This is a genomic window from Roseitalea porphyridii (genome assembly GCF_004331955.1).
GTDB classification, from domain to species: Bacteria; Pseudomonadota; Alphaproteobacteria; order Rhizobiales; family Rhizobiaceae; genus Roseitalea; species Roseitalea porphyridii.
In genome coordinates, this window is record NZ_CP036532.1 from 771,212 (window position 1) to 796,141 (window position 24,930).

Genomic DNA, 24,930 nt, shown 5'->3' on the forward strand with positions numbered 1-24,930 from the left:
GCGCGCTTAACTGGCGGTCGGGAGGAGACTATGGCTGATTTGAAACTGACCAAGATCGTCAAGGCCTATGGCGATGTGGAGGTGCTGCACGGCATCGACCTCGACATCAAGCGTGGCGAATTCGTCGTCTTCGTCGGCCCTTCGGGCTGCGGCAAGTCGACCCTTCTGCGCACCATTGCCGGGCTCGAGCGGATCACCGCCGGCACGATGGAGATCGACGGGCAGGTGGTCAACAACATCCCGCCGTCCGAGCGCGGCATCGCGATGGTGTTCCAGACCTACGCGCTCTATCCGCACATGACCGTCTACGACAACATGGCTTTCGGCATGCGGCTGGCCAAGAAGTCCAAGGAAGAGATCGAGGAGCGCGTCAAGAACGCCGCCGACATCCTCCAGCTCGGCCCCTATCTGGACCGGCTGCCGAAGGCGCTGTCGGGCGGCCAGCGCCAGCGCGTGGCGATCGGCCGGGCGATCTGCCGCGATCCGAAGGTGTTCCTGTTCGACGAACCGCTGTCGAACCTCGACGCGGCGCTGCGCGTGGCCACCCGCATCGAGATCGCCAAGCTCAACGAATCCATGCCCGACACGACGATGATCTACGTCACCCACGACCAGGTCGAGGCGATGACGCTCGCCGACCGGATCGTCGTGCTGCGCGCCGGCTATGTCGAGCAGGTCGGCGCGCCGATGGAGCTCTACCACCGTCCGGCCAACCTGTTCGTCGCCCAGTTCATCGGTTCGCCGGCCATGAACATCATGGACGCGACGGTTACCGCGGCCTCGTCGAGCGGTATCAGCGTCGACGTGCAGAGCGGCGGCAAGGCGACCGTGCCGATCGCAGGCGCCGCGTCGCTGAAGGGCAATGCGGTCAAGCTCGGCGCCCGTCCGGAGGATCTGCGCATCGCCGCCGATGGCGAGGAGGCGATCATCAACGGCAAGATCGACATCGTCGAGGCGCTCGGCGAGGTCACGCTGCTCTATGTCGACGTCGAGGGCCATGAAGATCACGTGCTGGCCAAGCTGTCGGGCTATCACGAGGTCGAACGCGGCACCGAGGTCCACCTGACGGCCGATGCCGAACAGCTGCATTTGTTCGACGCAGACGGCCAGTCCATGCGCGAGAGCGCCGAAGCCAAAAAGGCCGCCTGAGCGCGGCCCGTTTGAGGCCCTTGCGGGCTGCCACTCGGCGCCACGAGCGCGAGCGGCGTTCGCCGGCCGCTAACCCTGCCGGCAGTTCCCGCTGTTCGCATCGTCGCAATGGGCGTACTCTGATCACGCATGGAACAGCGGATCGGCGTCGCAAGCGGCGGTCGGGACGCGCAGCGAAGGGTGAGTCGCGGCATGCGCCGAACAGTGTGCGAGCGGGGTCCGAGCGGCCCGGCGAAAGATTTGTCGTCGCCCCTGCGGGCATCAGGCCACGGCTGCCTGGCCGCGGCCGCATCATCATGGTCGCGGGGCTGGGCTCATGCCCGCTAGCGTCTCTCCGGCACGGCTCGGCCTGACGCTGGCGTCCCTTGTGGCGGCCGGGCTGGCGCTTGCCGGGTGCGGCGAGAGCGTTTCATGGCACCAGAAGCTGACCGTGACGGTGGACACGCCGGACGGTTTCCGCAGCGGCAGCGCGGTGCAGCGCGTGCGCATCTACGACAAGGCCGGCATTCTGGAGCCGATCTTACCGCACGAGGCGCGCGGGGTCGCCAACGAGGTGACCGGCGAAGCGGTGGTCGTCGACCTGGGCCAGGGCCGCTATATGTTCATGCTGGTTCCCGGCGCTTCGCTCCTGACGCAGCGGGTACTGGAATGGCCCAAGCCCTGGTTCCCCGACGGAGCGCGGGCGGTGGCACGGTTCGAGGGCGTCGCGCACGTGCCCCCCAATCGGGCGCCAACGCTCGTCACCTTCACCAGCATCGATGCGCCGAAGACGGTCAAGCGCATCGATCCGGGCAACCTCGCCGCGACGTTCGGCTCCGGCTACCGGCTCCACTCCATCACGCTGGAGATCACCGACGAACCGGTGACCGAGGGAAGGGTCGAGCAGGTGCTGGGGTGGTTGCTTACGATTGGCAATGACCAATTGGATGGCGAGCGATATCAAGATGCCCGATCGCAACTCTTGGCCAGCCAGCTAAACAGCCTCGATTTCAAGAGGGATTGAAAATGACGATCTCGAAGGACCTCTTTCTCGCCATTCTCTCGATGGACGCCTACAATCCTCAATGGCTGTCGCGCGGCAGGCCTTTCGACTGGGCGATGGCCCGATATTTCCCGGCCGGCTCGAGCACCATGCCCTCGTCGAGCTGGCCCACCATGGCGCGCTGGATTTCCTGCCATGGCGTCTGCGCCTCGGGGAACGGGTAGCCGCCCTTTTCGGCGAGCGCGGCGCGCCGGCTTTCGAGTTCGGCCTCATCGAGCAGCACGTCGACCCGACCGGCCTTCAGATCGACCCTGAGCCGGTCGCCGTTCTCGAGCAGCGCCAGCCCGCCGCCGGCCGCCGCCTCGGGCGAGGCGTTCAGAATGGACGGCGAGCCGGACGTGCCCGACTGGCGCCCGTCGCCGATGCAGGGCAGGGAGGTGATGCCGCGCCTGATCAGCGCGTCCGGCGGGCGCATGTTGACCACTTCGGCGCCGCCCGGATAGCCGATCGGCCCCGCCCCGCGCATGACCAGGATCGTGTTCTCGTCGATCCCCTCCGCCGGATCGTCGATGCGCGCGTGATAGTCCTCCGGCCCGTCGAAAACGGCCACCTTGCCCTCGAACGCATCGGGGTCGTCCGGGTTGGAAAGGTAGCGCTTGCGGAACGCGTCCGAGATCACCGAGGTCTTCATGATCGCCGAGCGGAACAGATTGCCGCTCAGGTCGATGAAGCCGGCCTCGGCCTTCAGCGCCTTGCCGAGCGGCCGGATCACGTCCTCGTTCAGGTTCGCCGCATTGGCGCAGTTCTCGGCGATGGTCCTGCCGTTGATCGTCGGCGCGTCCGGATGCGGCAGAAGATCGTTGCGGATCAGTTCTGCGATCACCGCCGGCACGCCGCCGGCGCGGTGATAGTCCTCGCCCAGATAGGCGCCGGCCGGCTGCAGGTTGACCAGCAGCGGGATCGTGTGGCCCAGCCGCTGCCAGTCCGCCGGCGTCAGTTCGATCCCCAGATGCCGGGCGAGACCGTTCAGATGGATCGGCGCGTTCGACGAGCCGCCGATCGCCGAATTGACGACGATCGCGTTCTCGAAGGCGCGCCGCGTCATGATCGCCGCCGGCGCGCGGTCCTCGAGCACCGTCTCGACCGCCATCCGGCCGGTCTCGAAGGCCATCTGGCCGCGCTCGCGATAGGGCGCAGGGATCGCCGCCGATCCGGGAAGCTGCATGCCGAGCGCCTCGGCCAGCGAGTTCATCGTCGTCGCGGTTCCCATCGTGTTGCAATAGCCGACCGACGGCGCCGAGGCGGCGGCCGCGTCCATGAACTGGTCGTAGTCGATCTCGCCGGCAGCGAGCTTTTCACGGTATTCCCAGATGATCGTGCCCGAACCGGCGCGCTTGCCCCGGTGCCATCCGTTGAGCATCGGGCCGACCGAAAGCGCGATCGCGGGAATGTTGACCGTGGCGGCGGCCATCAGCAGCGCCGGCGTGGTCTTGTCGCAGCCGATCGTCAGCACCGCGCCGTCGATCGGATAACCATACAGCACCTCGACGCAGGACAGGTACTGCAGGTTCCGGTCGAGCGCGGCGGTCGGCCGCTTGCCGGTCTCCTGGATGGGATGGACGGGAAACTCCAGCGGCACGCCGCCGGCCGCGATGATGCCGTCGCGCACCCGCTTGGCCAGCTCCACATGGTGCCGGTTGCAGGGCGCCAGATCCGAACCGGTCTGGGCGATGCCGATGATCGGCTTGCCCGACTGCAGCTCCTCGCGCGTGATGCCGTAGTTCAGATAGCGCTCAAGATAGAGCGCGGTCATGTCCGGATTTTCGGGATTGTCGAACCAGGCCTGGCTGCGCAGCTTGGTGGTTTGCTTGATCGTCATGGCGTTTCCCCTTCGGCCTACGGGTAGGCACAAAGGGGGCGCCGATCAAGCGTCCCCCGTCCGGTATTCGAGGATGTCGCCGGGCTGGCAGTCGAGCGCGGCGCAGATCTTGTCGAGCGTCTCGAAGCGCACGCCCTTCACCTTGCCCGACCTCAACAGCGACACGTTCTGTTCGGTGATGCCGACGCGCTCGGCCAGTTCCTTCGAGCGCATCTTGCGCCGGGCCAGCATGACATCGAGATTGACGATGATCGCCATGGTCACACGAACGCCCGGTTTTCCGCCTCGATCGCCGCGGCGACCGAAAGTACGTGGCCGATCGCGAACAGCACGCCGGCCAGGAGCAGCGGGAAGAGCTGGTCGCTCGAAAGGCCGATCGCCAGTTGCCGTTCGCCGACCGGATTGTTGAGCGTCAGCAGAAGGATGCTGAGCGTGTGCGCGATTGCGCTCCAGACCGCGGCCAGAACGAACGCGCCGCCCGCCCGCCGCATCAGGTCTGCGGTGCGTGACGAGACGAGATCGCCCTTCCTGAACGCGCCGAACAGCGCCCAGAGGGCATGAAGCGCATAGGCGATCAACGCGATCGTCGGCGCGTTGACGAGAACCGCCATGACGGCCTGCGTCATGGTGATCCGCTCGGCATGGACATAACCGCCGTCGAAGAAGGTGGCGAGGGCGCCCGGCTCGGCCATGACGCGCATCGCCGCATCGGCCGAGCCGATCAGCACCAGCACGATCGCTCCGACGCAGAACCACTGCATGGTCCGGCTGACGCGCACGAGTTCTCGGGGAGGTTCCTGTTGCATGTGAATTCCTGACAAGGCTTGCATTAATTATCGCAAAACAATAATTAATAGTGGAATTTCATGAACGCAAGAGGATTCTTCACCGTGTCACCGAAACCGTCCCGATCCCTCAGCGCCATCGCCCTTGGCGGGCTCGTCGCGCTTGCGGGTTGCCTGACGACGCCGCCCTCGTCCATGCTCGAACTGTCGCGGCTGAGCCCGCTCAAAGCCGATCCCGGCGCGATCCGGCTTGCGGCGCGGCTGCCCGACCCGCTGCAGGTCCGCGACGGCGACATAAGGTTGCGCATCAGCTTTGACGGCGGCACCGACGCGACCCGTCTGGTCGAGGAATATGCCGCGATCATCGTCGATGCGCCGGCGGGCACGCCCGGCATCGCGCCGGGCTCCGCCGGGGAGCGTACCTATGTCGCAGCGCTCAGTGGCGAGGATGCGGAGAGCCTGCGCGCCGTCCAGCGGCGCATCCGGGATTGGCGGGCAGGCGGCATGGAAGGAGAGGGGCAACTGGCCGTGAGCGCGACCGCCTGCGCGGCGGGACCATTGCCGGACGGGCCGATCCGTCTGACCACATGGATGCGCACCGAGCCCGACGCGCCGTTCTTCGTGCTGACCCGGGGCGTCGATCTGCGCCGGCAGATCGAACGCCGCGGCGCGCCGGCCGACGCGATCGAGCGGTGCGCTTCCGGCTAACCGTCCTTGCGCAGCGCGCGGACATGGGCAACCAACGCGGCAGTCGAGCCGTCCCGCTCGCCGGCGCCTTCGCCGGTCTCGACCACCGGCAGCAGCGCGGTGGCGAGTTCCTTGCCCAGTTCGACGCCCCACTGGTCGAACGCGTTGATGCCGAACAGTTGCGCCTCGACGAAGACGCGATGCTCGTAGAGCGCGATGATCCGGCCGAGCGTAAAGGGGTCGAGCCGGTCATAGACGAGCGTCGTCGAGGGCCGGTTGCCGGAAAACACCTTGTGCGGCGCAAGCGCGTTGGCCTCCTCCTCATCCATGCCCCTGGCGATGAGCTTTTCGGTCGCCTCGGCGAGCGTGCGGCCCTTCATCAGCGCTTCGGACTGGGCCAGGCAGTTGGCAAGCAGAAGCTGGTGGTGATGGGCAAGGTCCGGCTCGTGCCCGTTCGCCGCGACGAGGAATTCGACGGGAACCACATCGGTGCCCTGGTGCAGAAGCTGGAAGAAGGCGTGCTGGCCGTTGGTGCCCGGCTCGCCCCAGACGATCGGGCCCGAAACGCCCGCCACCGGCGAGCCGTCAAGCCGCACGCCCTTGCCGTTACTCTCCATGTCGAGCTGCTGCAGATAGGCCGGAAGCCGCGCCAGCCGCTCGTCATAGGGAATGATCGCGCGCGACGGATAACCGCAGATCGCCCGGTGCCAGTAGCCGATCAGGCCGGCCATGACCGGAAGGTTTTCGCGCATCGGCGCGGAGCGGAAATGGATGTCCATGGTGTGGCCACCATCGAGGAACCGGCCGAAGTCCGCAGGTCCGACCGCCATCATGATCGGCAGGCCGATCGCGCCCCACAGCGAATAGCGCCCGCCGACCCAGTCCCAGAAGCCGAAGGTGCGCTCGGCGCCGATGCCGAATTCGGTGACCTTGTCGAGCGCGGTGGAGACCGCGCAGAAGTGGGCGCCCACCGCCGCTTCGCCGAGCTTGTCGACGAGCCAGGCCCGCGCCGTTGCCGCATTGGTCATCGTCTCGATCGTCGTGAAGGTCTTCGAAGCGACGACGAACAGCGTGCGGGCCGGGTCGAGACCGGCGAGCGTGTCGGCGATGTCGGCCGCATCGACATTGGAGACGAAGTGACAGCGCGGCCCGTCATGGTACGGCGCAAGCGCCCGAACGGCCATCGCGGGTCCGAGGTCCGAGCCTCCGATGCCGATATTGACGACATCGGTGAACGCCGCGCCGGTTGCGCCGGTGAGCGTGCCGTCGCGCACGCCGTGGCAGAAATCGGCCATCGCGGCCAGAACCGCGCGCACGTCCGCCATCACGTCGTGACCGTCGACCGGCACCGGCGCGTCGGAGCGGTTGCGCAGCGCGGTGTGCAGCACGGCACGGTTCTCGGTCGTGTTGATCGCCTCGCCCGCGAACATCGCATCGCGCCGCGTCTCCAGCCGGCAGGCCTGCGCCAGACCGGTGAGCAGGTCGAGCGTCTGCCCGTTCACCCGGCACTTCGACCAGTCGAGCAGCATGTCATCGAGCCGCGCCGAATGGGTCCGCGCCCGGTCCGGATCGGCGGCGAAGGCGGCGCGCATGTCGGCCGGCGCATCGTTGGCGGCATGTTCGCGCAGGGCGAGCTTGGCGGTCTGCTTGTCGGTCATCGGCGGGCCCCGTTGCTGGAGCCCGCCCAATATCAGACGCGGCCGGTCAGGTCATCGGCCAATGCGGGGATCGGCCCCGTCAGCGCAGTTCGCGGCGCAGGATCTTGCCGACATTGGTCTTCGGCAACTCGTCCCGGAACTCGATATGCTTGGGCCGCTTGTAGTTGGTCAGGTGCTGGGCGCAGTGGTCCTTGACGTCCTTCTCGGTCACGCCGTCATGGGCGCGCACGACGAACAGCTTGACCGATTCGCCCGAATGCTCGTCCGGCACGCCGACCGCGGCCGCTTCCACCACGCCCTCGCAGCCGGCCGCCACTTCCTCGATCTCGTTGGGATAGACGTTGAAGCCCGACACCAGGATCATGTCCTTCTTGCGGTCGACGATCTTGGTGTAGCCCTCCTCGTTCATGAAGCCCATGTCGCCCGAGCGGAAGAAGCCGTCATGGGTCATCACCTTTTCGGTCTCGTCGGGACGGTTCCAGTAGCCGGCCATCACCTGCGGCCCACGAATGCAGATTTCGCCCACCTCGCCGACGGGCAGGACGTTGCCGTCGTCGTCGCGGATCGAGATGTCGGTCGACGGCATCGGCAGGCCGATCGTGCCGGTGAATTTGGTCGCGTCGAGCCGGTTTCCGGTGGCCACCGGCGAGGTTTCCGAAAGGCCGTAGCCCTCGGTGATCATGCAGCCGGTCAGGTCGTACCAGCGGTCGGCGACGGGCTTCTGCACGGCCATGCCGCCGCCGAAGGTCATGCGCAGGTGCGAGAAGTCGAGCTTCCGGAATTCATCATTGTTCAAGAGCGCGTTGAACAGCGTGTTCAGGCCCGGGAAGAAGTGGAACTGGTGGTTGCCCAGCTCCTTGACGAAGGCCGGAATGTCGCGCGGGTTGGGGATCAGGATGTTGTGCCCGCCCTCCTTGATGCCGACGAACGCGTTCACCGTGAGCGCGAAGATGTGATACAGCGGCAGCGCGCAGATATAGTTGATTTCGTTCGGCTTTCCCTTGGCGCGATAGCCGACGTCCAGCCAGGTCGAGCACTGCTCGATGTTGGCGAGGATGTTGGCGTGGGTCAGCGTCGCCCCCTTGGAGACGCCCGTCGTGCCGCCGGTATATTGCAGGAACGCCACGTCCTCGTGGCCGAGTTCGGGCCGGTTCGGGCGCTTGCCCTGCGCGGCGGCCAGCGCCGCCTTGAACTTGTGATGGCCGTCGATGTGCCAGGCCGGCACCATCTTCTTGACCCGCCGCACGACCAGATTGACGATATGGCCCTTCAGCCCCATCAGGTCGCCCATGGCGGTCACGAAGACATGGCTCACCTGGGTGCGCTTGACCACCTGCTGCAGCGTGTTTGCGAAATTCTCCAGGATCACGATCGCCTTGGCGCCCGAATCGTTGAGCTGGTGCTCGAGTTCGCGCGGCGTATAGAGCGGGTTGACGTTGACCACCGTCAGTCCGGCCCGCAGCACGCCGGCCATCGCCACCGGATATTGCAGGATGTTGGGCATCATCAGCGCGACGCGGTCGCCCTTTTGAAGGCCGAGCGACTGCAGATGCGCGGCGAACGCGTTCGAGGCCGCGTCCAGTTCGCCGTAGGTGATCGACTTGCCCATGCACGAGAAGGCGGCCCGATCGGCATAGTGCGCAAACGACGCGTCGAGCAGGTCGGCGATCGAGGCGTGGGCCAGCGGGCCGATCTCGGCCGGCGTGCCCTCGGGATAGGATTTCAGCCAGATGCGGTCGAGGCCTGAGCCGCCCGTGTCCTGTTCGGGCGCTGCGGTCTCGGCGGCACGGGTAGCGGCGGTTTCTGCCATAGTTTCCTCCCAACTATGATGTGACGCGCACCGAACCGATGCCGGACCACATGGCAAACGGCCGGCCGCTCGAACCGCGCCGGCCTCCCCGCAAGGGCGGGATTGTCATCGATCAGTCATAGTGGGATTAGCCGAAAGTCGCAAGCAATTCTGACGTAAACGTCAATGGCGATCGGCAGGGGCGGGACGCACCCCGTCAGAACCCGCCATGCTCGTCCAGATGCGCCTTTTCGGCCTCGGTCGTCTGCCGGCCGAGCACCGCGTTGCGATGCGGAAACCGGCCGAACCGGGCGATCACGTCGCGATGCAGCTTGGCGTATTTGATGCCCTGTTCCTTGCCCAGGGCCTCGAACAGGGCGACGCACCGTTCCTGGTGCGCAAGATCCTCGGAATGCATGAACGGCATGTACAGAAAGTGCCGTTCGTCCTCCGAAAGCGCCGCATCATGGCCCTCCGAAAGCGCCACCTCGGCGACCGTGAGCGCCTTGGCGTCGCTTTCGTAGGCGCGCGGGCTGTCGCGGAACATGTTGCGGGGAAACTGGTCCAGCACGATCACGGCGGCCAGCGCCGCCTTCGGCGATGCGGCGAGCGCCGCCACTGGCTCGGCCCTCGCCGTCTGATAGGTCGCCATGAAGCGCGCGGTGATCGTCGCGTCGACGGCGGCGTCCTTCTTGAACCACTGCTCCTGTGTCAGTTCGCCGAACCAGAAGTCCAGCACGGTCTCGGACCAGTGCGCCACCATCATCGTTCTCCCGCCGCAAAGCCAATCGTCACCGCACGCTCCGGCCGCGTGCCCGGTCGCGCGATGATTGAAGACCGTGGCGGGCAAAAGCAAGTGCCGCGCGCACGAGAGGTCGCGGGAAGGGCGGCGGTGAGCGATGCAAGGCCGGAGACTGGCGCGCCCGGACGGAGAAAGTTCAAACGCGCTTTTCGAGACTTTAGAGACATGGGAAGGTATCCTCAAAACCGAAAAAATCAGTTTCCAGACTGATGCGCGCGCTACCATTTCAGAGACTGCGACAGATCGCGAAAAACGAAGTCAGAAACCGGCAACGCAGCGCCGGTCACGCAAGCTCTCCGGTCCTCAGTTGCGGGGGCCATCGCGATGAACCAGGTCCCTCAGAAAATTCAGGCGAATGCACCGCGCATCCGGAATGATTTCGTTTCCGCTGCGAGTGAAAAAGACGTCCGGCGGCGAAAGAGACCCTCCCCGATCACATGGCGCGTGACGGAAGAAGAGCGTGAAAAGCTCAAATGCCTCGCCGAAGGCATGCCCGTCAGCGCGTATATCCGCCAATGCGTTTTCGGGAAGGATGCGGTGCGGCGCAAACGCCGAAGCCATACCCCGGTGCAGGACCAGGAAGCATTGGCCAAGATTCTTGCCATGCTGGGGGCGTCACGCATCGCCAACAATCTGAACCAGCTTGCCTACCACGCGAACACGGGATCGCTGCTTCTGGACGAGCACACGCTCGGCCAAATCAATGAAGCCTACGACCACGTGTGCGCCATGCGCGAACTGCTGATCCAAACCCTTGGCCTGGTGGAAGACCGCAAACAATGATTCTCAAAGCTTCGCAACGCGGCGGCGGCATGCAGCTTGCCCGCCACCTTCTCAATTCCCGCGACAATGATCATGTCGAGGTCCACGAGCTGCGGGGCTTCGTTTCAAGCTCGCTGGAGGGCGCATTCAAGGAAGCCTACGCGGTGTCGAGGGGGACCAAATGTACACAGTTCCTGTTCTCGCTTTCGCTCAACCCGCCTGAAACGCAGCGCGTGCCGGTCGAGGTTTTCAAAACAGCCATCGCCGACATTGAAAGGAGCGTTGGCCTGGAAGGACAACCCCGCGCCATCGTCTTTCATGAAAAGGAAGGACGAAGGCATGCCCATTGTGTCTGGTCGCGCATCGATGCGGAGAAAATGAAGGCGATTAACCTGCCGCACTTCAAACTGAAGCTGCGTGACATGTCGCGGGAGCTTTATCTTGCACATGGCTGGCAGATGCCGCGTGGCCTGCTGAACCCGTCCGAACCCGATCCGCTCAGTTTCACGCTGGAGCAATGGCAACAGGCGAAACGAACCAGGCAGGACCCGCGTGTCATCAAGCAGATATTTCGAGACTGCTGGAACCGCTCGGATTCCATGGCCTCCTTTGGCCATGCACTGAAAGAAAACGGCTTCTGGCTCGCGCGCGGCGATCGCCGGGGCCATGTGGCCGTGGATTGGCGCGGAGAGGTTTACGCCATCAATCGGTGGACGGGCATTAAAGCCAAAGAAGCCCGGGCACGCCTCGGCGATCCTGCCAAGTTGCCTTCAGTGGAAAAGACAAGAGCGCTGATAGCTGAGCGCTATGCCGGAAAGCTCCGGGAGTTCGTCGATGCGGAAATCGAAAAGTTCGCGCAGACGAACTCGGCCATCCGCCAGGAACAGACCCGGCTTGTTACCGCCCATCGCCATTCCCGCCACCTGTTGCGGAAACAGCAGGAGCAACGCGCAATAGATGAAGCGAAAGCAAGGGCGGCCCGTTTGCCGACCGGGCTCAAGGCGCTCTGGTTTCGGCTGAGCGGGAAATATCGCCAGCTATGCGCTCAGAACGAGCGAGAGTTTAGCGAAGCGAAGGCGCGCGACATACAGGAACGCCAAAACCAAATCGATGAGCAAATGCGCGAACGCCGAGCCTTGCAGGATGAACTGCGCGAACATCGTCAGCGCCATAGCCTGACGATAAAAAAGCTTTACCGGTATATCGGTCACATCCTCAGTTTGAGCGAGCAGGAAAAACGCCAAAGCGCGACACATCAGCGATCAAGAAAGCGTCAGCCAAGCCGATAAACGTAAGAAGTGCCGGCGATTTCGGTTGCCGCGTATTCAACGGCCAAGTCGCGAGCGATAGCATCAAAATCAATGTAGAACTGGAGCCGTTCCGGGATATCGCCGAAGATGCCTTCATCGACAAATTCCTGCGCCAGTTCCCGCAGCGAATTCATCTCGTAGAGGTCGATTTCCAGAGCGTCGATATCGTCGGATTCAACATCGAAGCTGTAGCCGCCTTCACCAACGGCGATAATGAAGCGGACCTTTTGCCCCTCGTCCCATTCCTCCGTGAGGTCGAAGAACCGGGCAAAGTTGGACTGGTTCAGACCAAGCGCCCTGGCCATTTCGCAATCGATGCGCTCCCCATCGATGAACTGAATCTCATATTCCTCGACGAACTGACCGAAGCGGTCGAAATTGCTTTTTGCCTTGGCGTTGTATTCCTCTGCGTTGTCGAAATAGAAGCCTTGGGCCTCGATATTGTATGGTTGGGCGTAAAGTGTAGTCATAGTCACCCCGCTCGTCTCAAAGGTTCAGGTCCCGCGAAGCTTCCCGACAAGGGAACACCCCGCGCATGAACCTCTGCCCAGCGGCGAGCGCCCGAATGACAAACCAAGAAAAACGGCGCCGGCGTTTGTCGCCGGCGCTCCGCAAACGGGCTGCGAGATCAAAAACAAAACGCCCCAAAGGACAACCGCTTGCGGCGCGTGGCACCACGCGATCCGACTACACGGGAGCCGGACTTGTTCCGGCGAATGGAGCGGGCCGGAGGATTTGGCCTATTGGAAAGGCGTTTTGTGTTGATGCAAGCTGAAAAGACAGGTTCACTGCGCATGGAACAGGCGCAAGCCAGAGAAATGGCGGCACAGATGCCGCCTCCGCTCATCAATCTGTCAGGGATGGAAGCCGAATGGCCAAGACCGGAAACAGGCTTGGTTCACGACAGCCCGCCTGGACAGCAGTGTAATAGCGATTTCCGTGTGTAGGTATGAATTAGCGGTGGGTATCGGTTATATATTCTTGTTTTGTTCTTTCGAATCGGTAACCATGTTTTCATGAGCCATAATGCCAGCATCAAAATTCTCGCTTCGTTGCTGAGACCAGAGAATGATGCCCGACCGACCTTCTTGCTTGGGGCCGGTGCTTCTTTTTCATCGGGCGTGCCGCTCGCCGCGGAAAGCGTGCGGCGCCTAGCAAAGCAGGTTTATGCCGAAAGGGAACTGGGCGGGCAGACGCTTCCCGAACATATCAAACCCACGGAATGGATGAACTGGCTCCAGCGACAGGACTGGTTCCTCCACGGCGATGACCGGCTGGCTGAGAATTTCCCTCTGATCATCGAACATCTGCTGAAGCCGCAGGCGTACCGCCGGCGTATTCTGCTGGAGCTGATGAGCCTGAAGGGGGAGCTTGGCGAGGGTTACCGGGCGACGGCGGATCTTGTGCTACGGGGCCTTGCCGGTACGGTACTGACGACGAATTTTGATCTCTGTCTGCCCAAGGCGCTCGGCGAGAAACATCCGCATATCCGGCACGTCTGCGAAGTGAACCGAGGCCCGGATGATTTTAACGAGTTCAATCTTTTCGCCAGGGCGCAGATTGTTTGGCTCCACGGCAAAGCGGAACAATACACCGACCGAAACCTGATCGAGGAAACGCGGGCGCTGGACGGCAAGCTTCTTGATTGCCTCAGGCCGCTTCTGGATTCCGCGCCGCTGATCGTGATGGGCTATCGGGGCGCGGAGCCCTCGATTACCACGTCCCTTCTGGGCGAGGCAGATAGGAAATTCCGGCACGGGATTTTCTGGTGCATGAGGCCGGGAGATCAGCTGCACCCGAACGTGGCCGCGCTGTCCGAGAGACTGGGGCCAAACTTCCAGAGGCTGGAGATAAATGGCTTCGATGAAGCCATGAGCGACCTGAACGTTGAACTGGCAGGCGTTCAGCGATTTGTAACGACGCCCGCGGGAACGCAGGATGTGCGCTTCGACGATCAGCTTTGTGACGGCGCGACCTGGGCGGATATCGATGCGGACCTGGCGCTCTCCACGCTCAAGAAATACTGCCAGAAGCTGAACCGCGGCGACATCAGTTCTGAGCAGCTAAGGCCGCTGATGCGCGAGATCGGGCTGCTTGTCCAAGACAAGAATGGCGCGGCCGTGCCGAGCAATGGATGTGTGCTGCTATTTGGGAGGACCCCGGCGCGCTTTTTCCCCTGCTCAGTCATTTCCGCAACGATAGCAGGGAAGAAAAGAGCCGTGTTTGAAGGCAACCTTATGGATCAGTATAAGGCGGCCCTGGAATGGCTGGAAAGCGACGAGGTCAATCCCCCGATCAAGGTCAAAGGCAAGCACAGGCACAGCATGCGGCGGGCCTATCCGGAGCGTGCGCTTGTTGAGCTTCTCGTCAACATGATCGTACACAGGGACTATGAGTCGGATGAACCGTCGCTGATCAATGCTGGCGGGAATGCCGAGATACGGTTTGCCAACCCCGGCGGCATGTCGGAGCGCCTGAAAAACCGGCTCAGGACGGATGATGAAGGCGCGTTTGTGCCAGTTGCAGAATTCAGCGATCTCAGAAACCGGGCGCTATGTGACGTATTTTTTGGGATCAGTGCCATGGAGCGGGCCGGTACGGGACTGAGCGATGCCATGGATCTGAGCACCCAGGCCGGCGGGGCGGCGCATTTCGCTTTCCCGCCCGGGAACACGGGGTTCGTCGCCAGGATTCTCCGGCCTGGTGCCTCTGCCGGTTCGGCCTCTATTGCGATCGATACACGGCCGGTGGGCACCTATACGATCAACTCTCTTATGTTTACCGCGCTGCCGGAGACCGTAACTCGGCTGAAAATCAACGGCGGATGGCGTGATCTGGAAAGCCATGTCCCGCTGGAGCAGGCCGGGACATTTGTTTTTGAGTATCGCAGCGGCGATCTGTGGACCTTCCTGCCGCCGGCAATGGCCAATGTGCTGTTCGATGCCGTCATTGCCGAGAAAGCACGCTCCATCCCGTTATCGGAGGCCGACAGCGATCCAATTCTTCATAGGAAAGTGGCCTGGCTGATCCGGAAACATTTCGAAGGTCACATCAGGACGTTCGCGGATGACGGGCTGATCATTGAACTTACGAAGAACCGTCGGCCCGCGAAACGTGCGTATTTCAAGAGCCGCAACAAGGACAACCGGACCCTCACATACGACACGCCCCACCGGAAGGGGATCCGGCGGGACGTGGTAAAAAAGCGCGGAGACAACGGCAAACCGTGGTTCGAATGCGAAGGATTTGGATATGAGGTTATTCGCCTCGGCAGCGGCTGGGGTGTGCGGATAAAGCCGTTTTACATGTTCACGAAACAGGACGGCGTCACGCCCCTGCCGGGTTACCTGAGGACGCGGCGCTCAACGCGGCGTATCCGTTTTGACCGGAACACCAATGTCGATAGCGATCTGGTTTTCTGGGGCCGGTTTCTCTCGCGCGGCCAGCAGACGATCAATATTGGCGGCGACCACGTTCCGGACCTTTTGCTGGAGGGAAGTTTTTTCACACAGGATGTAACTGAAGAAGGGCTCATGGATCATGACGATTCAGATGAAAATCGACGTACTGCATGAGCCCCGGATCGAGTTTTCGAATGCGAAAACCGACATCGATCCGCGGCGTGGGCTGCCCCGAAACGGTCCTTCGGATAACCGGGGTCTGCGGCGCGTAAGACTGGGATTCGTCGGACTTGCCGACGACGTCCAGGCGACGGTGGGATGGTTTTCGAAACTGGAGCAGTTCATTCCCGCCAAGGAAAGCAATTCGGCGCGATTTCGCAACTGGCCCGGCCTGAAGAAGGCCCTGAACGCGGAATTCCTGATGGAGGAGCGGCACCAGCGGCATATCAATGCCTCGAAATATGAGCTGTTTTTCAAGGAAGCGCAGCGCGGCCAGAAATTCGGCGAACTGGTTGAATTGTTCGAGGACGAGATAAGCGGTCTGTATGGGGATGAGGCGCCGGACTGCATCATTGTCTGCATCAGGCCCGAACTAGGCGATCTGAGAGTTATCAATCCGGGTCTGACGCCCGAAGAGCGCCATGCGCTAGAGATGCTGCGGGCAGAGGAGGAAAGTGATCAGCTTGCGCTTTTTCAGCCCTCGCCCGACGAGCTTGAGGCTGCGAGTGCCCTCTACACCATGGCGGACGACCTTCTGTTCCGGACTTTTTACCGCGCGCTGAAAGCGCGGATCATGTCGGACAGTCAGGCGGTGCCCATACAGGTCATTCGCCGCGACACGATCGATCGCCCGGACGACAAGGGTCATAGTCATGCGACGCGCGCGTGGAATGCGGCCGTGTCAATCTACTACAAGGCCAAGGGGATACCCTGGCGGCCCGCCGACCTGCCAAAGAATGTGTGCTTTGTCGGCGTGTCGTTCCATCACATGAAAAAGCGGGGCGGCCATCTCGTTTATGCGAGTGTGGCGCAGGCATATTCAACGGATATCGAACCCTACGCGATCAAAGGCGCCAACATCGATCACAGCCAGAAGTGGGACCGGCAGCCTTATCTGAACGAGGCCCAGGCCAGGGACCTGATGGAACAGATTCTGGAGGAATACGAAAAGCGCGCGGGCGTCAGTCCCGACCGGGTAGTGATCCACAAGACAACGCACTACCAGCCGGAGGAGGAAGCCGGGTTTATGCAGGGTGCCAAAGGCCGCGTCGCCAACTGCGATCTGATCTGGCTGCGCAGCACGTCGTTCCGCATTGTCCGGAAAGGAACCGAAGAGCCCTGGCGCGGAACGCTCTGCTCTGTAGATGGGCACAACTACCTGTTCACAAGCGGCTATATACCCTGGTGGAATGAATTTCCGGGTATGCATATTCCCGCTCCACTTGAAATCGGCAGCATGAACCATACCGATATAGCAGCGCGCTCTCGGGAAATTCTGGCTCTCACCAAGATGAACTGGAACTCAAGCGACGGAATTACGCGCCTTCCCATTACCCTGCTGTTTGCGCGCCGTGTGGGCGAACTGATGTGTGAACTGTCGGACAACGCGACGCCCAATCCGTCCTTCCGCTTTTATGTTTAGGTCGCGGGCTGCTTATCCGGCCTGCTTCAGCCCTGCTGTCTTTGGGTCATAGACGTAGCCGGCGATCGTACCGTCCTTGATCTTTTCGACTACTTCATCGATCACAAACAGCGGAACCAGGAACCATTCGCGCGGAATGACCGGATTACCGAAGCGGTCCTTGATCTCGATATCAAGCCGCGCCGGGCCGAAGACACGGTGCAGCAGGTTCTCCAGTCTGGTGCGGTTGATGTTGTAGAGTTCATAGGTCGCGACGATTTCGACATCAGCCAGCAAAAATGTAGCATCAAGCTTGGCATTCGCAATGCGTCGTTCGACGCTGCCGCCCGTCACGCCGATCTTGTGCAGGACATCGCGGTTTTCAGCCACAAGCGGATGATCGGATTTGCTGCGCAGGACATAGATAGTTCCGCTGGCATTATCGCCTTCTGTAGTCTCACCAGCAAATAACGGCCCTGCCACGGGATCAGTAATGCGGCGTCCCGCCTCGTCCTTGTAGAGCGCCCGCTGGAGCGAGCGCAGGAGCAGGTTGCTCTCGGTAGCGTTGGAATAAATTACGCGAAGGCGCGCATCGGTTTCCCCGTTCGGTGCCTTGAAGGATTCTCCCACGTCCGCGACGTATGCAGTCTGGCCGCCCAGAATGAAAAACTGGCCGGCCGTGATCTCCGCCTTGAGAAAACCGGCATCTTTGACAAAACGCCGCGTCGTGCGTACGCCCATATCAAGGTCTTTCTGCACCTGCTCGAAAAGCGGCTTGAATATCGGAAAATCCTCGCAGCGTTCGCGATTGGCGATATCATCGGCAGCTTGCTTTTCTGCATTCGAACGAACATGGCGAAGCTCCGTGATCGGCGCCATTTCCGCTTCCACGCCAAGTTCGGCTAGGAGCGCATCATCATCCATCGCGTCTGTAAGCGGGGTGGTGGTGATTGCCTGTCCGCCAAGGATCCCTTGAAGGTCAAGGGGCTCAAGCAGTTGGCGGCAGTCTTCCTGCTCCCGGAGCCGGTCCAGCCGAACAGCATACAGCCGCTCAAAAATGTCCCGGTCTTCACCATGCTGCGGGGTGCGGCCATGCTCCTCGACGAAGCGCTGAATATCCTCAAAGCCGGCGATGATGCGTTCGTCCCGCGGCGTGCGCCTGGCGGCCGTGTTCATCTCGACCTCAACGCCAAGTTCACTCAGCAGTTCATCATCTTCCTGCGTAAATTCCCTAGCCATTCGCGGCCTCCGCCTTCATTCGGGCAAGAAAGGTAACGCCTTCGGCCATGCGCTTTTCCCAGGCATCGGGGGACGTGATTGAAGGAAGCCGCCCGCGCTCCTGCTTGAATTTGAGCGCGCGCCTTGCCAGATCGCGAGCTTCTTCCGGTGTCAGCTGCACCTTCTTGGCAGAGATAATTGCCGCCACCTGTTTTAGGCTCTCTTCGCTCATGGTCTTGGCGAGGATGGCATAAGCCTCGCTGAACGGGTTGATACGATCAATCAGGTCAATATCCAGTTCGCGCACATCCATGGCGAACTTGCGCACGCCATCGACAAAAGCGGTGTTGGCGCTCTTTTCACCCTCGTTTCCGTCACTGCCAAGTGCGATTTCCTTGGCTTTCTGCGTCAAGCTGAGGGCCGCAATGGCGTGCTGGCGCACGGCTTCCTGATCCTCATCATCTAATTCGGGGTACTTGTCTTTAATGATCTTGCCCAGGCGTACCTGGGTCAATTCTTCAGGCAGGGTCTCACCGCCGGAGTGTTCGCTGTCAAACAGGCCGCGTTCCAATGCCTGCTTATCCTGAACGAAAGCAGCGATCACCTCGTTGAGGTCTTCCTGACAGATACGCGCCGCTTCCTTGCTCTTCGGTTCGGCAAGACCCTTGATTTCAATCTGGAACTGCCCGCTGTCTTCATCGAAGCCGACATTGCAGGCGTTGGAATCATAGCCTCCCTCGCCATAGTCGAACCCCTCAATCGGTCCGCTGTTTGGGTTCTTGGGAACGAAATTGAATCGCGGCGCCAACACCTGTTCCATCAGCAGGCTGGCTGCGATCGCTTTCAGTGTGTCGTTCACGGCTTCCGTAACAGCCTCTTCTGATGCATCCGGTTCGGCGATTAGATTGGTGAAACGGGCACGTGTCTTGCCGGGCGCGTCACGCGTCGCGCGGCCGATGATTTGCACAATTTCGGTCAGGCTGGAGCGGTAACCGACGGTGAGCGCATGTTCGCACCAGATCCAGTCAAACCCCTCTTTGGCCATGCCCAGAGCAATGATGATGTCCACATGATCGCGGTTATTCTTCTGACTGGCATCTTTTAGTGCCGCTGACACCCTGTCGCGTTTGGCTGGATCATCATCGACCAGATCGGCGATCCTTAAGGTGCGCCCGTCCGCTGCCTCTACCAGCTGGAAGCCCGTCGCCGGGTCGGTGCCCTGCCACTCGCCCAGCTCCTCGATGATGTGTTCGACTTCCCTGATCTTGTCCTTTGTGCTTTCGCGCGAATTAACCGATGGAATGTGAATGATGGTCTTTTCGGATGGATCAAGAACGCTCAGGATGTCGTCCGAGTAGGCCCCGGAATAGAAGAAATAGCCGATATCAAGTGACTTGAGATATTTGTAGCCGTTGAGCTGCTCATAATATGTGTAGGTAACCGTATCGAAGCGTGCCTCGTCATGGGGCATTAACACCGGCTCGGCATCGCCACGGAAGTACGATCCGGTCATGGCGACGATATGCACCATGTCCCGGGCAATGAACTCTCCCAGATGGGTGCCTAGCTTGTTGTCAGGATTAGCCGAGACGTGATGGAACTCGTCCACCGCGATCAGCCGGTCGTCGAAGGCATCTACGCCAAACTTGTCCACGGCAAAGCGGAAGGTGGCGTGAGTGCACACCAGCACACTGTCATCACTGGTAAGGAAAGTGCCGACCGAACTGACCTTGCCGCCATTGTCCGATCCCGGCGCATTGCAGAGGTTCCATTTCGGCTCGACGGTCCAGTCGGCCCAGAAACCGTGTTTGCTCAGCGGCTCATCATGGAAACTTGAGCCGATGGATTTTTCCGGAACGACAATGATCGCCTGGCGCAGGCCCTGATTGTTGAGCTTGTCGAGCGCGATGAACATGAGCGCCCGGCTCTTGCCGCTGGCCGGCGGCGATTTGATAAGAAGATACTGCTCCCCCCGTTTCTCATAGGCGCGCTCTTGCATCGGGCGCATGCCAAACTCGTTGGACCTGGTTGAGCTGCCGTTCTGGGCATAGGTAACGGATACGGATGGAACAGATTTTGCCTTCATTGCTTATGGTCTTTCGCTGTTAAATTACCTTTCTGCCAGGCCTCATCGATCAGATCCGGACCGGCCAGGAAAAATTCACCGCCCAGTGAAGCGCCTGCCGGCTGTCGGCAAAGAACTTCCTGCATGGCACGCTCGCCGGCTTTCGCATGGTTGGAACTGGGATGCGGGTCAAAGCCAGACAAAACGCCCGAATAGAGTACTTCCCACCGGTACGCGCCGCGCGGCAGGGCGCGATTGTGATCATCACAGCGCGTCTGTGGGCTTTTGGAAAACCCTGCCTTTACGATCATCCGGCCCCGGGCCGGTTCGCCCAGAAAGACATCGGCATCACCGCGCAGCGTGAGAACGTAAAGATGCTTGGGGCCTTCAGACTCGCGTGTGACAAAGGGATTCTGGGAGACAGGGCCGGCCTTGCTCGGCGCGAGGATTTCCTTCGCGGTTCCCGGCGTTGAGCCGATGATGGGGTTTTCTCCGTAGACATCGACCTCCTGAAGATCGAGGTTCAGGATATTGAGCGCCTCCTGACGCGAGAGCCTTACCCCGCGCGCCCCGATATGCTGCCAAGCCCCGGAAGAGGTTGCCTTGGGGGCAAACTCACGCACATCCATCCGGCTTTCCGGCGTCACGCGCCAGGCGCGCGTTGCCTTCACGGCAAAGTTCCATTTGCCGGTTCGCTCGGGATCGCGCTCCTTGGCATCCCATTCATGGGGCGCCATGAACTGGCGGGTATGGCCAAGCCGGTGAGAACATTGCTGTATGCCGATCACCTGGCCGAGATCGTCTTTCGACGCCTTTCCAGCTCCGTATACGACAACCAGCACGCCGGGCCTGCTGCCATCGAGAAAGCTTTTCCGGCGGCCCTCGTCGGCAAAGCCCAGCAATCCCCACTCCTCTGGCCGGAAGCCGTAGAAGCTTGTCAACCAGACATTCGGCGGATCGCTATAAATCGCCTCCATCGGCGACATCAGCTCACCGGGCGCGTGCAGCTCCTCAAATCGCTGGATGCTGCCATAATCGCGGACAATCAGCCCCGGTGCCGATATCATCATCTTGTTGCCCGGGGCGTCCCAACCATGCACCTCGAACATGTTGCGATAGCTTCCGTAATAGCTATTGGCGATTCTTTGGATCGCCTGCGCATCGCCTCCTTGTGTGAAATTCGCCGCCTTTGCCATCACCCACTCCTTTGGTCAAAGCGGCGCAGAAACAGGCGTGCTGTCACCAGATTGATCTGAAGGCGGAAGGTCGCGTCTTCTTCTTCAGAAAGCCCGGGATGCCCGCCATGCGGATGCATCCGGCTCATCAGTCCCTGGACAAACTGCGGCTTCTGATTGTTCGCATTCCATTCGTTATAATCAGCCAGAAGGAATGGCGGCTGAAGAGCGCCGAGAAAGTCACGCTTGGCTTTGCTGTCGCCTGTACCTGTATAGCCAAGCCGGTCGGCGATTTCGTTCAAGTAGCTCTCATAGAGATTGCGCAGGGCACCATTTGCCGATGCCCATTCGCCTCTGCTGAAAGCCGAAACCGCCTGCTTGAGGTGTCCCTTGGCAACGGTGAACCCATGCCGGTCCAGAAGCTGTTCGATTTCGCTTTCAGCTTCGCGAAACTCCAGTCCCGGCACATCGGAGGGGAGCATGCGCACAAGCTGAACCGAGGTTTCTACCTGCGGACTTCCCCAAGGGTGATCGGCGTCAATCTCGGTCTGTGTCTCAGCAATTTCAAATCCGTCGAATCGAAGGCCAGCCACAAGCCTTCTCCAGTTATCGGAACTCTTTACGCCTGGCGGTGCCGTGATTGCTCTTTCGACCAGCGCCCTTGCAAGGCCAACGCGGCCGGACTCGGTGACAACTTCTCCGTTCTCCTCAATAGCGAACTTTGCGAGACCCGCCACGCGCGCAGATTTGCTGCCCGTTGCATAGCGGCCGGCAAGCTCCCACTCCACTTCGAGGATTTCCATGTCACTGTGCGAACTGAACGCGGAAATCACCTCAGCTGCGGCGACGACGGTCATGCGGTTGAATTCGCTCATGCCGCGCCTGCCTTTTGTTTTGCCGGCTTGGCCGCAGTCATTTTAGTGTAGAGCTCGAAGAGCTTTTCCAGCCGCTCGGTATCATTCTTGAACCGCCGACCGATATAGATGCGCTCCAGCACCTCATCGTTACGGTCATGCGCAGAGCGCAGATCGTCCGGCATTTTCGACATGCCGTTAGAAACTTCGTACAATTCAGCAATAGTAGCTGGAAAATATAATTCACGAATAAGTAATAATTCTTTCGCACTATAAATTAGATCAGCCTTATTTTTCTCCGTTAGCCGAGGGACGGGAAATGTATTCCATCCAAGTGTGTTTGAGTACGAATAATCGGATCGTAGACGCCCACAAATCGCTGCAATCCACGATAAATGAAGCCTAGAAGACAAGATAGCTAAGCACCATAGCGGTGCATCCCGCATAAAGAATGTCTTATTTGTTGGTATTGTGCGCTCGTCCACTAGACCGATAGGCAGATACTCGCGGTTTTCTGACGACACGATAGGTATGAGGATTTTTCTATGCTCCTCACCCTTACGCTCACGAAATTGATGTGGTTTGGCGGCTAGTTTGTTTACCGCAGAATCTTTGGTCGCTAGTCGATCGTTGCGAACTGATTCAATGCGCTGACTGACTTCGGGAAACTGATTGGCAACGTCCAGATCGGAATCCTCCAGCCAAAGGCAATACCTCTCCACGCCGTTGATGAACTCTGTCGAGCCCAGAAACCGCTTCAGCAACTGAATAGGGAATCCATCAGCCAATAGCCTACGCACTTCGCCCGGCGTCAAGATTAGGCCCGCCGATTTAGAATAATAGACACCGTAATCCATCGCCTCCTCAATAAATATCGGATTACGCGATGCCGGAACAATGTCTATTTTGTGCTCGGTCAAATAGGGATTGATATTACCAACCGCTCGCCTGCTATCTCCTTCTATCAAGTAGCGGTCACCGGCATCGTTCGCGTCAAGGCCGACAATTATCACGGTTACACCTGCGCGGTTCCTTGCCAGGTTAGACCAAATGAATGACCTGTACGCAAAGCGTATTCTAAAACCCAAATCTGTCAGTATTTTCCAAGTAATCGGGACTTGCTGTCCCTGACAAAGACTGTTGGTCGCGACAAAAGCGAACGGCGCACGACAATGGCTATTGTACTGAGCGGCTTTTACAAGCCACGCTCCCACGTAATCAACGTTCTTCCATTTGTTTGTGTAGCGAGAAAATACGGCATGCAGATCTTCCTTTTGATCGTCAGTTTGCCTGCGAGTACCGGTAAAGGGCGGATTTCCGCAGATGTAAGTTTCTCCGCCCTCGTTTTCGAAGTCGATTTGCGCCTGATCGATCGGCGTGTGAAACAGGTCATCGGCGTGGTGCTTCACGCCCGTACCTGTGGGTGGGCAAATGCTTAGCCAGTCCAGCCGCAGGGCGTTGCCACAGGTGATCCAGTTCATCGCATCGAGCGGCAGGAAGTCCCGCAGGGCTTCCTTCTGGCCGCGATAGAGAACGTCGCACTGATATTCCGCGATGATGAGCGCCAGCCGCGCGATCTCCGCCGGGAAATCACGCAGCTCTATGCCGCGGAAATTGGTCAGCGGGATATCGGACTTGCGGTCGTCCTCTCCGCGCCGGCGGTTGATCTCGGCTTCTATGCTGCGCATTTCCTTGTAGGCGATGACGAGGAAATTTCCCGATCCGCAGGCCGGGTCGAAAACCCTGATCTTCGCCATTCGGTTTCTGAGATTCAGGAGCTTGCGTGGGTTGTCGCTGGCCTCTTCGAGATTTTCCCGCAGATCATCGAGAAAAAGTGGATTGAGCACCTTCAGGATGTTGGGCACAGACGTGTAGTGCATCCCGAGCGCGCCGCGCTCCTCATCATCGGCGACAGCCTGGATCATCGAACCAAAGATGTCCGGGTTGATCTTCTTCCAGTCGAGATTGCCGATATGGATGAGATAGGAACGCGCGATTCTCGAAAAACGCGGCACCTCCACCGACCCGGAAAACAGCCCGCCGTTGACGTATGGAAACTGGTCCGCCCAAGGGCGGAAGCTGCTCGCTTTCCGATGCTCGGATTTCGTGTTCATCGCCCGGAAGATTTCCGAGATCACGAAATCCGTGTTGGAGGCATCGCGATCCGTGTATTGCTCCAGCGTGCGTGTAAACAGCCCTTCACCGTTGAAGATGTCGGTATCTTCGGCGAAGAAGCAGAAGATGAGCCGTGCCATGAAATGGTTCATGTCCGGCCGACGGGCAGCGCTGGCCCAATCGGGATTGTCCTTGAGCAGCTCGACATAAAGCCGGTTGAGCCGCCCGGTCGCCTTGATGTCGAAGGCGCTTTCGCGGACCTGCTTGACAGTAGTGATGCCGGCCAGCGGTAGGAAGAAACCGAAATGGTCGGGGAAATCAGGATAGTCGCAGACGACGACCTCGCCGCTATTCAGATCCTCCGCCTGGAATTCGTTTCCGTCGGTCGCCAGCACGAACTTGGCCTTGGCGCGCGCCGTGGCGGGGCTGGCTTTCAGGGCTGTGACTGTACTCGTCACCTCGCCTTCGGGACATACCTTGATATGGATGTTGCTGGTTTGGAGGACACCGCCCAGGTCAGACTTGTTCGATGCACCAGTGCGAAGGCGCTTGATGGTGGTCGGCTTGTTGCCAAAGGCCTCGAGGAATGCGTAAGGAAACTCAGCCGGGTCGAACGGCTGCTGGGCCAATGCTGATATCGCCTCCTCGATTTCGACCGCGTTCATACCTACTCCTAAC

19 protein-coding genes are annotated in these 24,930 nt (G+C 60.6%); 7 read left to right on the plus strand and 12 right to left on the minus strand.

What is annotated here, in order from left to right:
- Window positions 1-30: 30 nt before the first annotated feature.
- Together E0E05_RS03620 and E0E05_RS03625 are read left to right on the plus strand one after the other, a co-directional pair.
- Window positions 31-1,149, plus strand: a complete 1,119-nt coding sequence (locus E0E05_RS03620; protein ID WP_131615481.1) for an ABC transporter ATP-binding protein — start codon at window positions 31-33, stop codon at window positions 1,147-1,149.
- 316 nt (window positions 1,150-1,465) lie between these two features.
- Window positions 1,466-2,152, plus strand: coding sequence for a hypothetical protein (locus E0E05_RS03625; protein ID WP_131615482.1), 687 nt, complete (start codon window positions 1,466-1,468; stop codon window positions 2,150-2,152).
- A 58-nt stretch (window positions 2,153-2,210) separates the two neighbouring features.
- Here E0E05_RS03625 and E0E05_RS03630 read toward each other — a convergent pair whose 3' ends face one another.
- The 3 genes from E0E05_RS03630 to E0E05_RS03640 are packed head-to-tail and all read right to left on the minus strand — an operon-like array spanning window position 2,211 to window position 4,816.
- On the minus strand, window positions 2,211-4,010 hold the full coding sequence (locus tag E0E05_RS03630) for an IlvD/Edd family dehydratase (RefSeq protein WP_131615483.1): 1,800 nt from the start codon (window positions 4,008-4,010) through the stop codon (window positions 2,211-2,213).
- A gap of 45 nt (window positions 4,011-4,055) precedes the next feature.
- Window positions 4,056-4,268: a helix-turn-helix domain-containing protein gene (locus E0E05_RS03635; RefSeq protein ID WP_131615484.1), complete on the minus strand. Its 213-nt coding sequence runs from the start codon at window positions 4,266-4,268 to the stop codon at window positions 4,056-4,058.
- Window positions 4,269-4,270: 2 nt separating this feature from the next.
- Window positions 4,271-4,816: a DUF2975 domain-containing protein gene (locus E0E05_RS03640; RefSeq protein ID WP_158629265.1), complete on the minus strand. Its 546-nt coding sequence runs from the start codon at window positions 4,814-4,816 to the stop codon at window positions 4,271-4,273.
- A gap of 84 nt (window positions 4,817-4,900) precedes the next feature.
- Here E0E05_RS03640 and E0E05_RS03645 point away from each other — a divergent pair, with 84 nt between their 5' ends.
- Window positions 4,901-5,503, plus strand: a complete 603-nt coding sequence (locus E0E05_RS03645) for a hypothetical protein (protein ID WP_131615486.1) — start codon at window positions 4,901-4,903, stop codon at window positions 5,501-5,503.
- Here E0E05_RS03645 and pgi read toward each other — a convergent pair.
- From pgi to E0E05_RS03660, 3 genes are all read right to left on the minus strand, one after another.
- Window positions 5,500-7,140 carry a glucose-6-phosphate isomerase gene (pgi, locus tag E0E05_RS03650; protein ID WP_131615487.1) on the minus strand — a complete coding sequence of 547 codons (1,641 nt, stop codon included), beginning with the start codon at window positions 7,138-7,140 and terminating at the stop codon, window positions 5,500-5,502. The genes E0E05_RS03645 and pgi overlap by 4 nt on opposite strands.
- 79 nt (window positions 7,141-7,219) lie before the next feature.
- Window positions 7,220-8,950 carry a long-chain-fatty-acid--CoA ligase gene (locus tag E0E05_RS03655; RefSeq protein WP_131615488.1) on the minus strand — a complete coding sequence of 577 codons (1,731 nt, stop codon included), beginning with the start codon at window positions 8,948-8,950 and terminating at the stop codon, window positions 7,220-7,222.
- Window positions 8,951-9,146: 196 nt separating this feature from the next.
- Window positions 9,147-9,692: a DUF924 family protein gene (locus tag E0E05_RS03660; protein WP_428977594.1), complete on the minus strand. Its 546-nt coding sequence runs from the start codon at window positions 9,690-9,692 to the stop codon at window positions 9,147-9,149.
- Between the two features lie 363 nt (window positions 9,693-10,055).
- Between E0E05_RS03660 and E0E05_RS03665 the strand changes: the two genes are divergently transcribed.
- Complete coding sequence (locus tag E0E05_RS03665; RefSeq protein WP_131615489.1) at window positions 10,056-10,514, plus strand: plasmid mobilization protein; 459 nt, start codon at window positions 10,056-10,058, stop codon at window positions 10,512-10,514.
- On the plus strand, window positions 10,511-11,782 hold the full coding sequence (locus E0E05_RS03670; protein ID WP_131615490.1) for a relaxase/mobilization nuclease domain-containing protein: 1,272 nt from the start codon (window positions 10,511-10,513) through the stop codon (window positions 11,780-11,782). Before E0E05_RS03665 ends, E0E05_RS03670 begins: the two co-directional genes overlap by 4 nt.
- Here the strand turns inward: E0E05_RS03670 and E0E05_RS03675 are convergent.
- A complete protein-coding gene (locus E0E05_RS03675) occupies window positions 11,767-12,273 on the minus strand; it encodes an antirestriction protein ArdA (RefSeq protein WP_131615491.1) in 507 nt (168 codons plus the stop codon). The two genes, E0E05_RS03670 and E0E05_RS03675, sit on opposite strands and share 16 nt — an antisense overlap.
- Before the next feature lie 546 nt (window positions 12,274-12,819).
- On the opposite strand from E0E05_RS03675, the gene E0E05_RS03680 reads away from it, so the two are divergent.
- Both E0E05_RS03680 and E0E05_RS03685 read left to right on the plus strand, forming a co-directional pair.
- Window positions 12,820-15,378 (plus strand): SIR2 family protein, encoded by a 2,559-nt coding sequence (locus E0E05_RS03680; protein WP_131615492.1) that lies wholly within the window; start codon window positions 12,820-12,822, stop codon window positions 15,376-15,378.
- Window positions 15,344-16,846 carry an argonaute/piwi family protein gene (locus E0E05_RS03685; protein ID WP_145964491.1) on the plus strand — a complete coding sequence of 501 codons (1,503 nt, stop codon included), beginning with the start codon at window positions 15,344-15,346 and terminating at the stop codon, window positions 16,844-16,846. The genes E0E05_RS03680 and E0E05_RS03685 overlap by 35 nt, the downstream gene beginning before the upstream one ends.
- Before the next feature lie 12 nt (window positions 16,847-16,858).
- Here the strand turns inward: E0E05_RS03685 and E0E05_RS03690 are convergent, their stop codons facing one another.
- From E0E05_RS03690 to E0E05_RS03710, 5 genes are read right to left on the minus strand one after another with little or no spacing between them, the layout of a single operon-like run.
- A complete protein-coding gene (locus E0E05_RS03690) occupies window positions 16,859-18,064 on the minus strand; it encodes a GIY-YIG nuclease family protein (RefSeq protein WP_131615494.1) in 1,206 nt (401 codons plus the stop codon).
- Window positions 18,057-20,129 carry a pseudomurein-binding repeat-containing protein gene (locus E0E05_RS03695; RefSeq protein ID WP_131615495.1) on the minus strand — a complete coding sequence of 691 codons (2,073 nt, stop codon included), beginning with the start codon at window positions 20,127-20,129 and terminating at the stop codon, window positions 18,057-18,059. The genes E0E05_RS03690 and E0E05_RS03695 overlap by 8 nt, the downstream gene beginning before the upstream one ends.
- The gene (locus E0E05_RS03700; RefSeq protein WP_131615496.1) at window positions 20,126-21,304 is read right to left on the minus strand and encodes a hypothetical protein; all 1,179 of its coding nucleotides are present in this window, start codon (window positions 21,302-21,304) and stop codon (window positions 20,126-20,128) included. Before E0E05_RS03700 ends, E0E05_RS03695 begins: the two co-directional genes overlap by 4 nt.
- The gene (locus E0E05_RS03705) at window positions 21,304-22,158 is read right to left on the minus strand and encodes a hypothetical protein (RefSeq protein ID WP_131615497.1); all 855 of its coding nucleotides are present in this window, start codon (window positions 22,156-22,158) and stop codon (window positions 21,304-21,306) included. Before E0E05_RS03705 ends, E0E05_RS03700 begins: the two co-directional genes overlap by 1 nt.
- The gene (locus E0E05_RS03710) at window positions 22,155-24,917 is read right to left on the minus strand and encodes a class I SAM-dependent DNA methyltransferase (protein WP_131615498.1); all 2,763 of its coding nucleotides are present in this window, start codon (window positions 24,915-24,917) and stop codon (window positions 22,155-22,157) included. The genes E0E05_RS03705 and E0E05_RS03710 overlap by 4 nt, the downstream gene beginning before the upstream one ends.
- Window positions 24,918-24,930 lie beyond the last annotated feature (13 nt).

Bases quoted from the DNA above. Each gene is read 5' to 3' on its own strand.
- E0E05_RS03685 (WP_145964491.1), top strand. From the start codon at position 15,344: ATGACGATTCAGATGAAAATCGACGTACTGCATGAGCCCCGGATCGAG.
- E0E05_RS03655 (WP_131615488.1), bottom strand. From the start codon at position 8,950: ATGGCAGAAACCGCCGCTACCCGTGCCGCCGAGACCGCAGCGCCCGAA.
- E0E05_RS03630 (WP_131615483.1), bottom strand. From the start codon at position 4,010: ATGACGATCAAGCAAACCACCAAGCTGCGCAGCCAGGCCTGGTTCGAC.
- E0E05_RS03710 (WP_131615498.1), bottom strand. From the start codon at position 24,917: ATGAACGCGGTCGAAATCGAGGAGGCGATATCAGCATTGGCCCAGCAG.
- E0E05_RS03700 (WP_131615496.1), bottom strand. From the start codon at position 21,304: ATGGCAAAGGCGGCGAATTTCACACAAGGAGGCGATGCGCAGGCGATC.
- E0E05_RS03635 (WP_131615484.1), bottom strand. From the start codon at position 4,268: ATGGCGATCATCGTCAATCTCGATGTCATGCTGGCCCGGCGCAAGATG.
- E0E05_RS03675 (WP_131615491.1), bottom strand. From the start codon at position 12,273: ATGACTACACTTTACGCCCAACCATACAATATCGAGGCCCAAGGCTTC.
- E0E05_RS03705 (WP_131615497.1), bottom strand. From the start codon at position 22,158: ATGAGCGAATTCAACCGCATGACCGTCGTCGCCGCAGCTGAGGTGATT.
- E0E05_RS03660 (WP_428977594.1), bottom strand. From the start codon at position 9,692: ATGGTGGCGCACTGGTCCGAGACCGTGCTGGACTTCTGGTTCGGCGAA.
- E0E05_RS03680 (WP_131615492.1), top strand. From the start codon at position 12,820: ATGAGCCATAATGCCAGCATCAAAATTCTCGCTTCGTTGCTGAGACCA.
- E0E05_RS03690 (WP_131615494.1), bottom strand. From the start codon at position 18,064: ATGGCTAGGGAATTTACGCAGGAAGATGATGAACTGCTGAGTGAACTT.
- E0E05_RS03670 (WP_131615490.1), top strand. From the start codon at position 10,511: ATGATTCTCAAAGCTTCGCAACGCGGCGGCGGCATGCAGCTTGCCCGC.
- E0E05_RS03695 (WP_131615495.1), bottom strand. From the start codon at position 20,129: ATGAAGGCAAAATCTGTTCCATCCGTATCCGTTACCTATGCCCAGAAC.
- pgi (WP_131615487.1), bottom strand. From the start codon at position 7,140: ATGACCGACAAGCAGACCGCCAAGCTCGCCCTGCGCGAACATGCCGCC.
- E0E05_RS03625 (WP_131615482.1), top strand. From the start codon at position 1,466: ATGCCCGCTAGCGTCTCTCCGGCACGGCTCGGCCTGACGCTGGCGTCC.
- E0E05_RS03640 (WP_158629265.1), bottom strand. From the start codon at position 4,816: ATGCAACAGGAACCTCCCCGAGAACTCGTGCGCGTCAGCCGGACCATG.
- E0E05_RS03665 (WP_131615489.1), top strand. From the start codon at position 10,056: ATGAACCAGGTCCCTCAGAAAATTCAGGCGAATGCACCGCGCATCCGG.
- E0E05_RS03620 (WP_131615481.1), top strand. From the start codon at position 31: ATGGCTGATTTGAAACTGACCAAGATCGTCAAGGCCTATGGCGATGTG.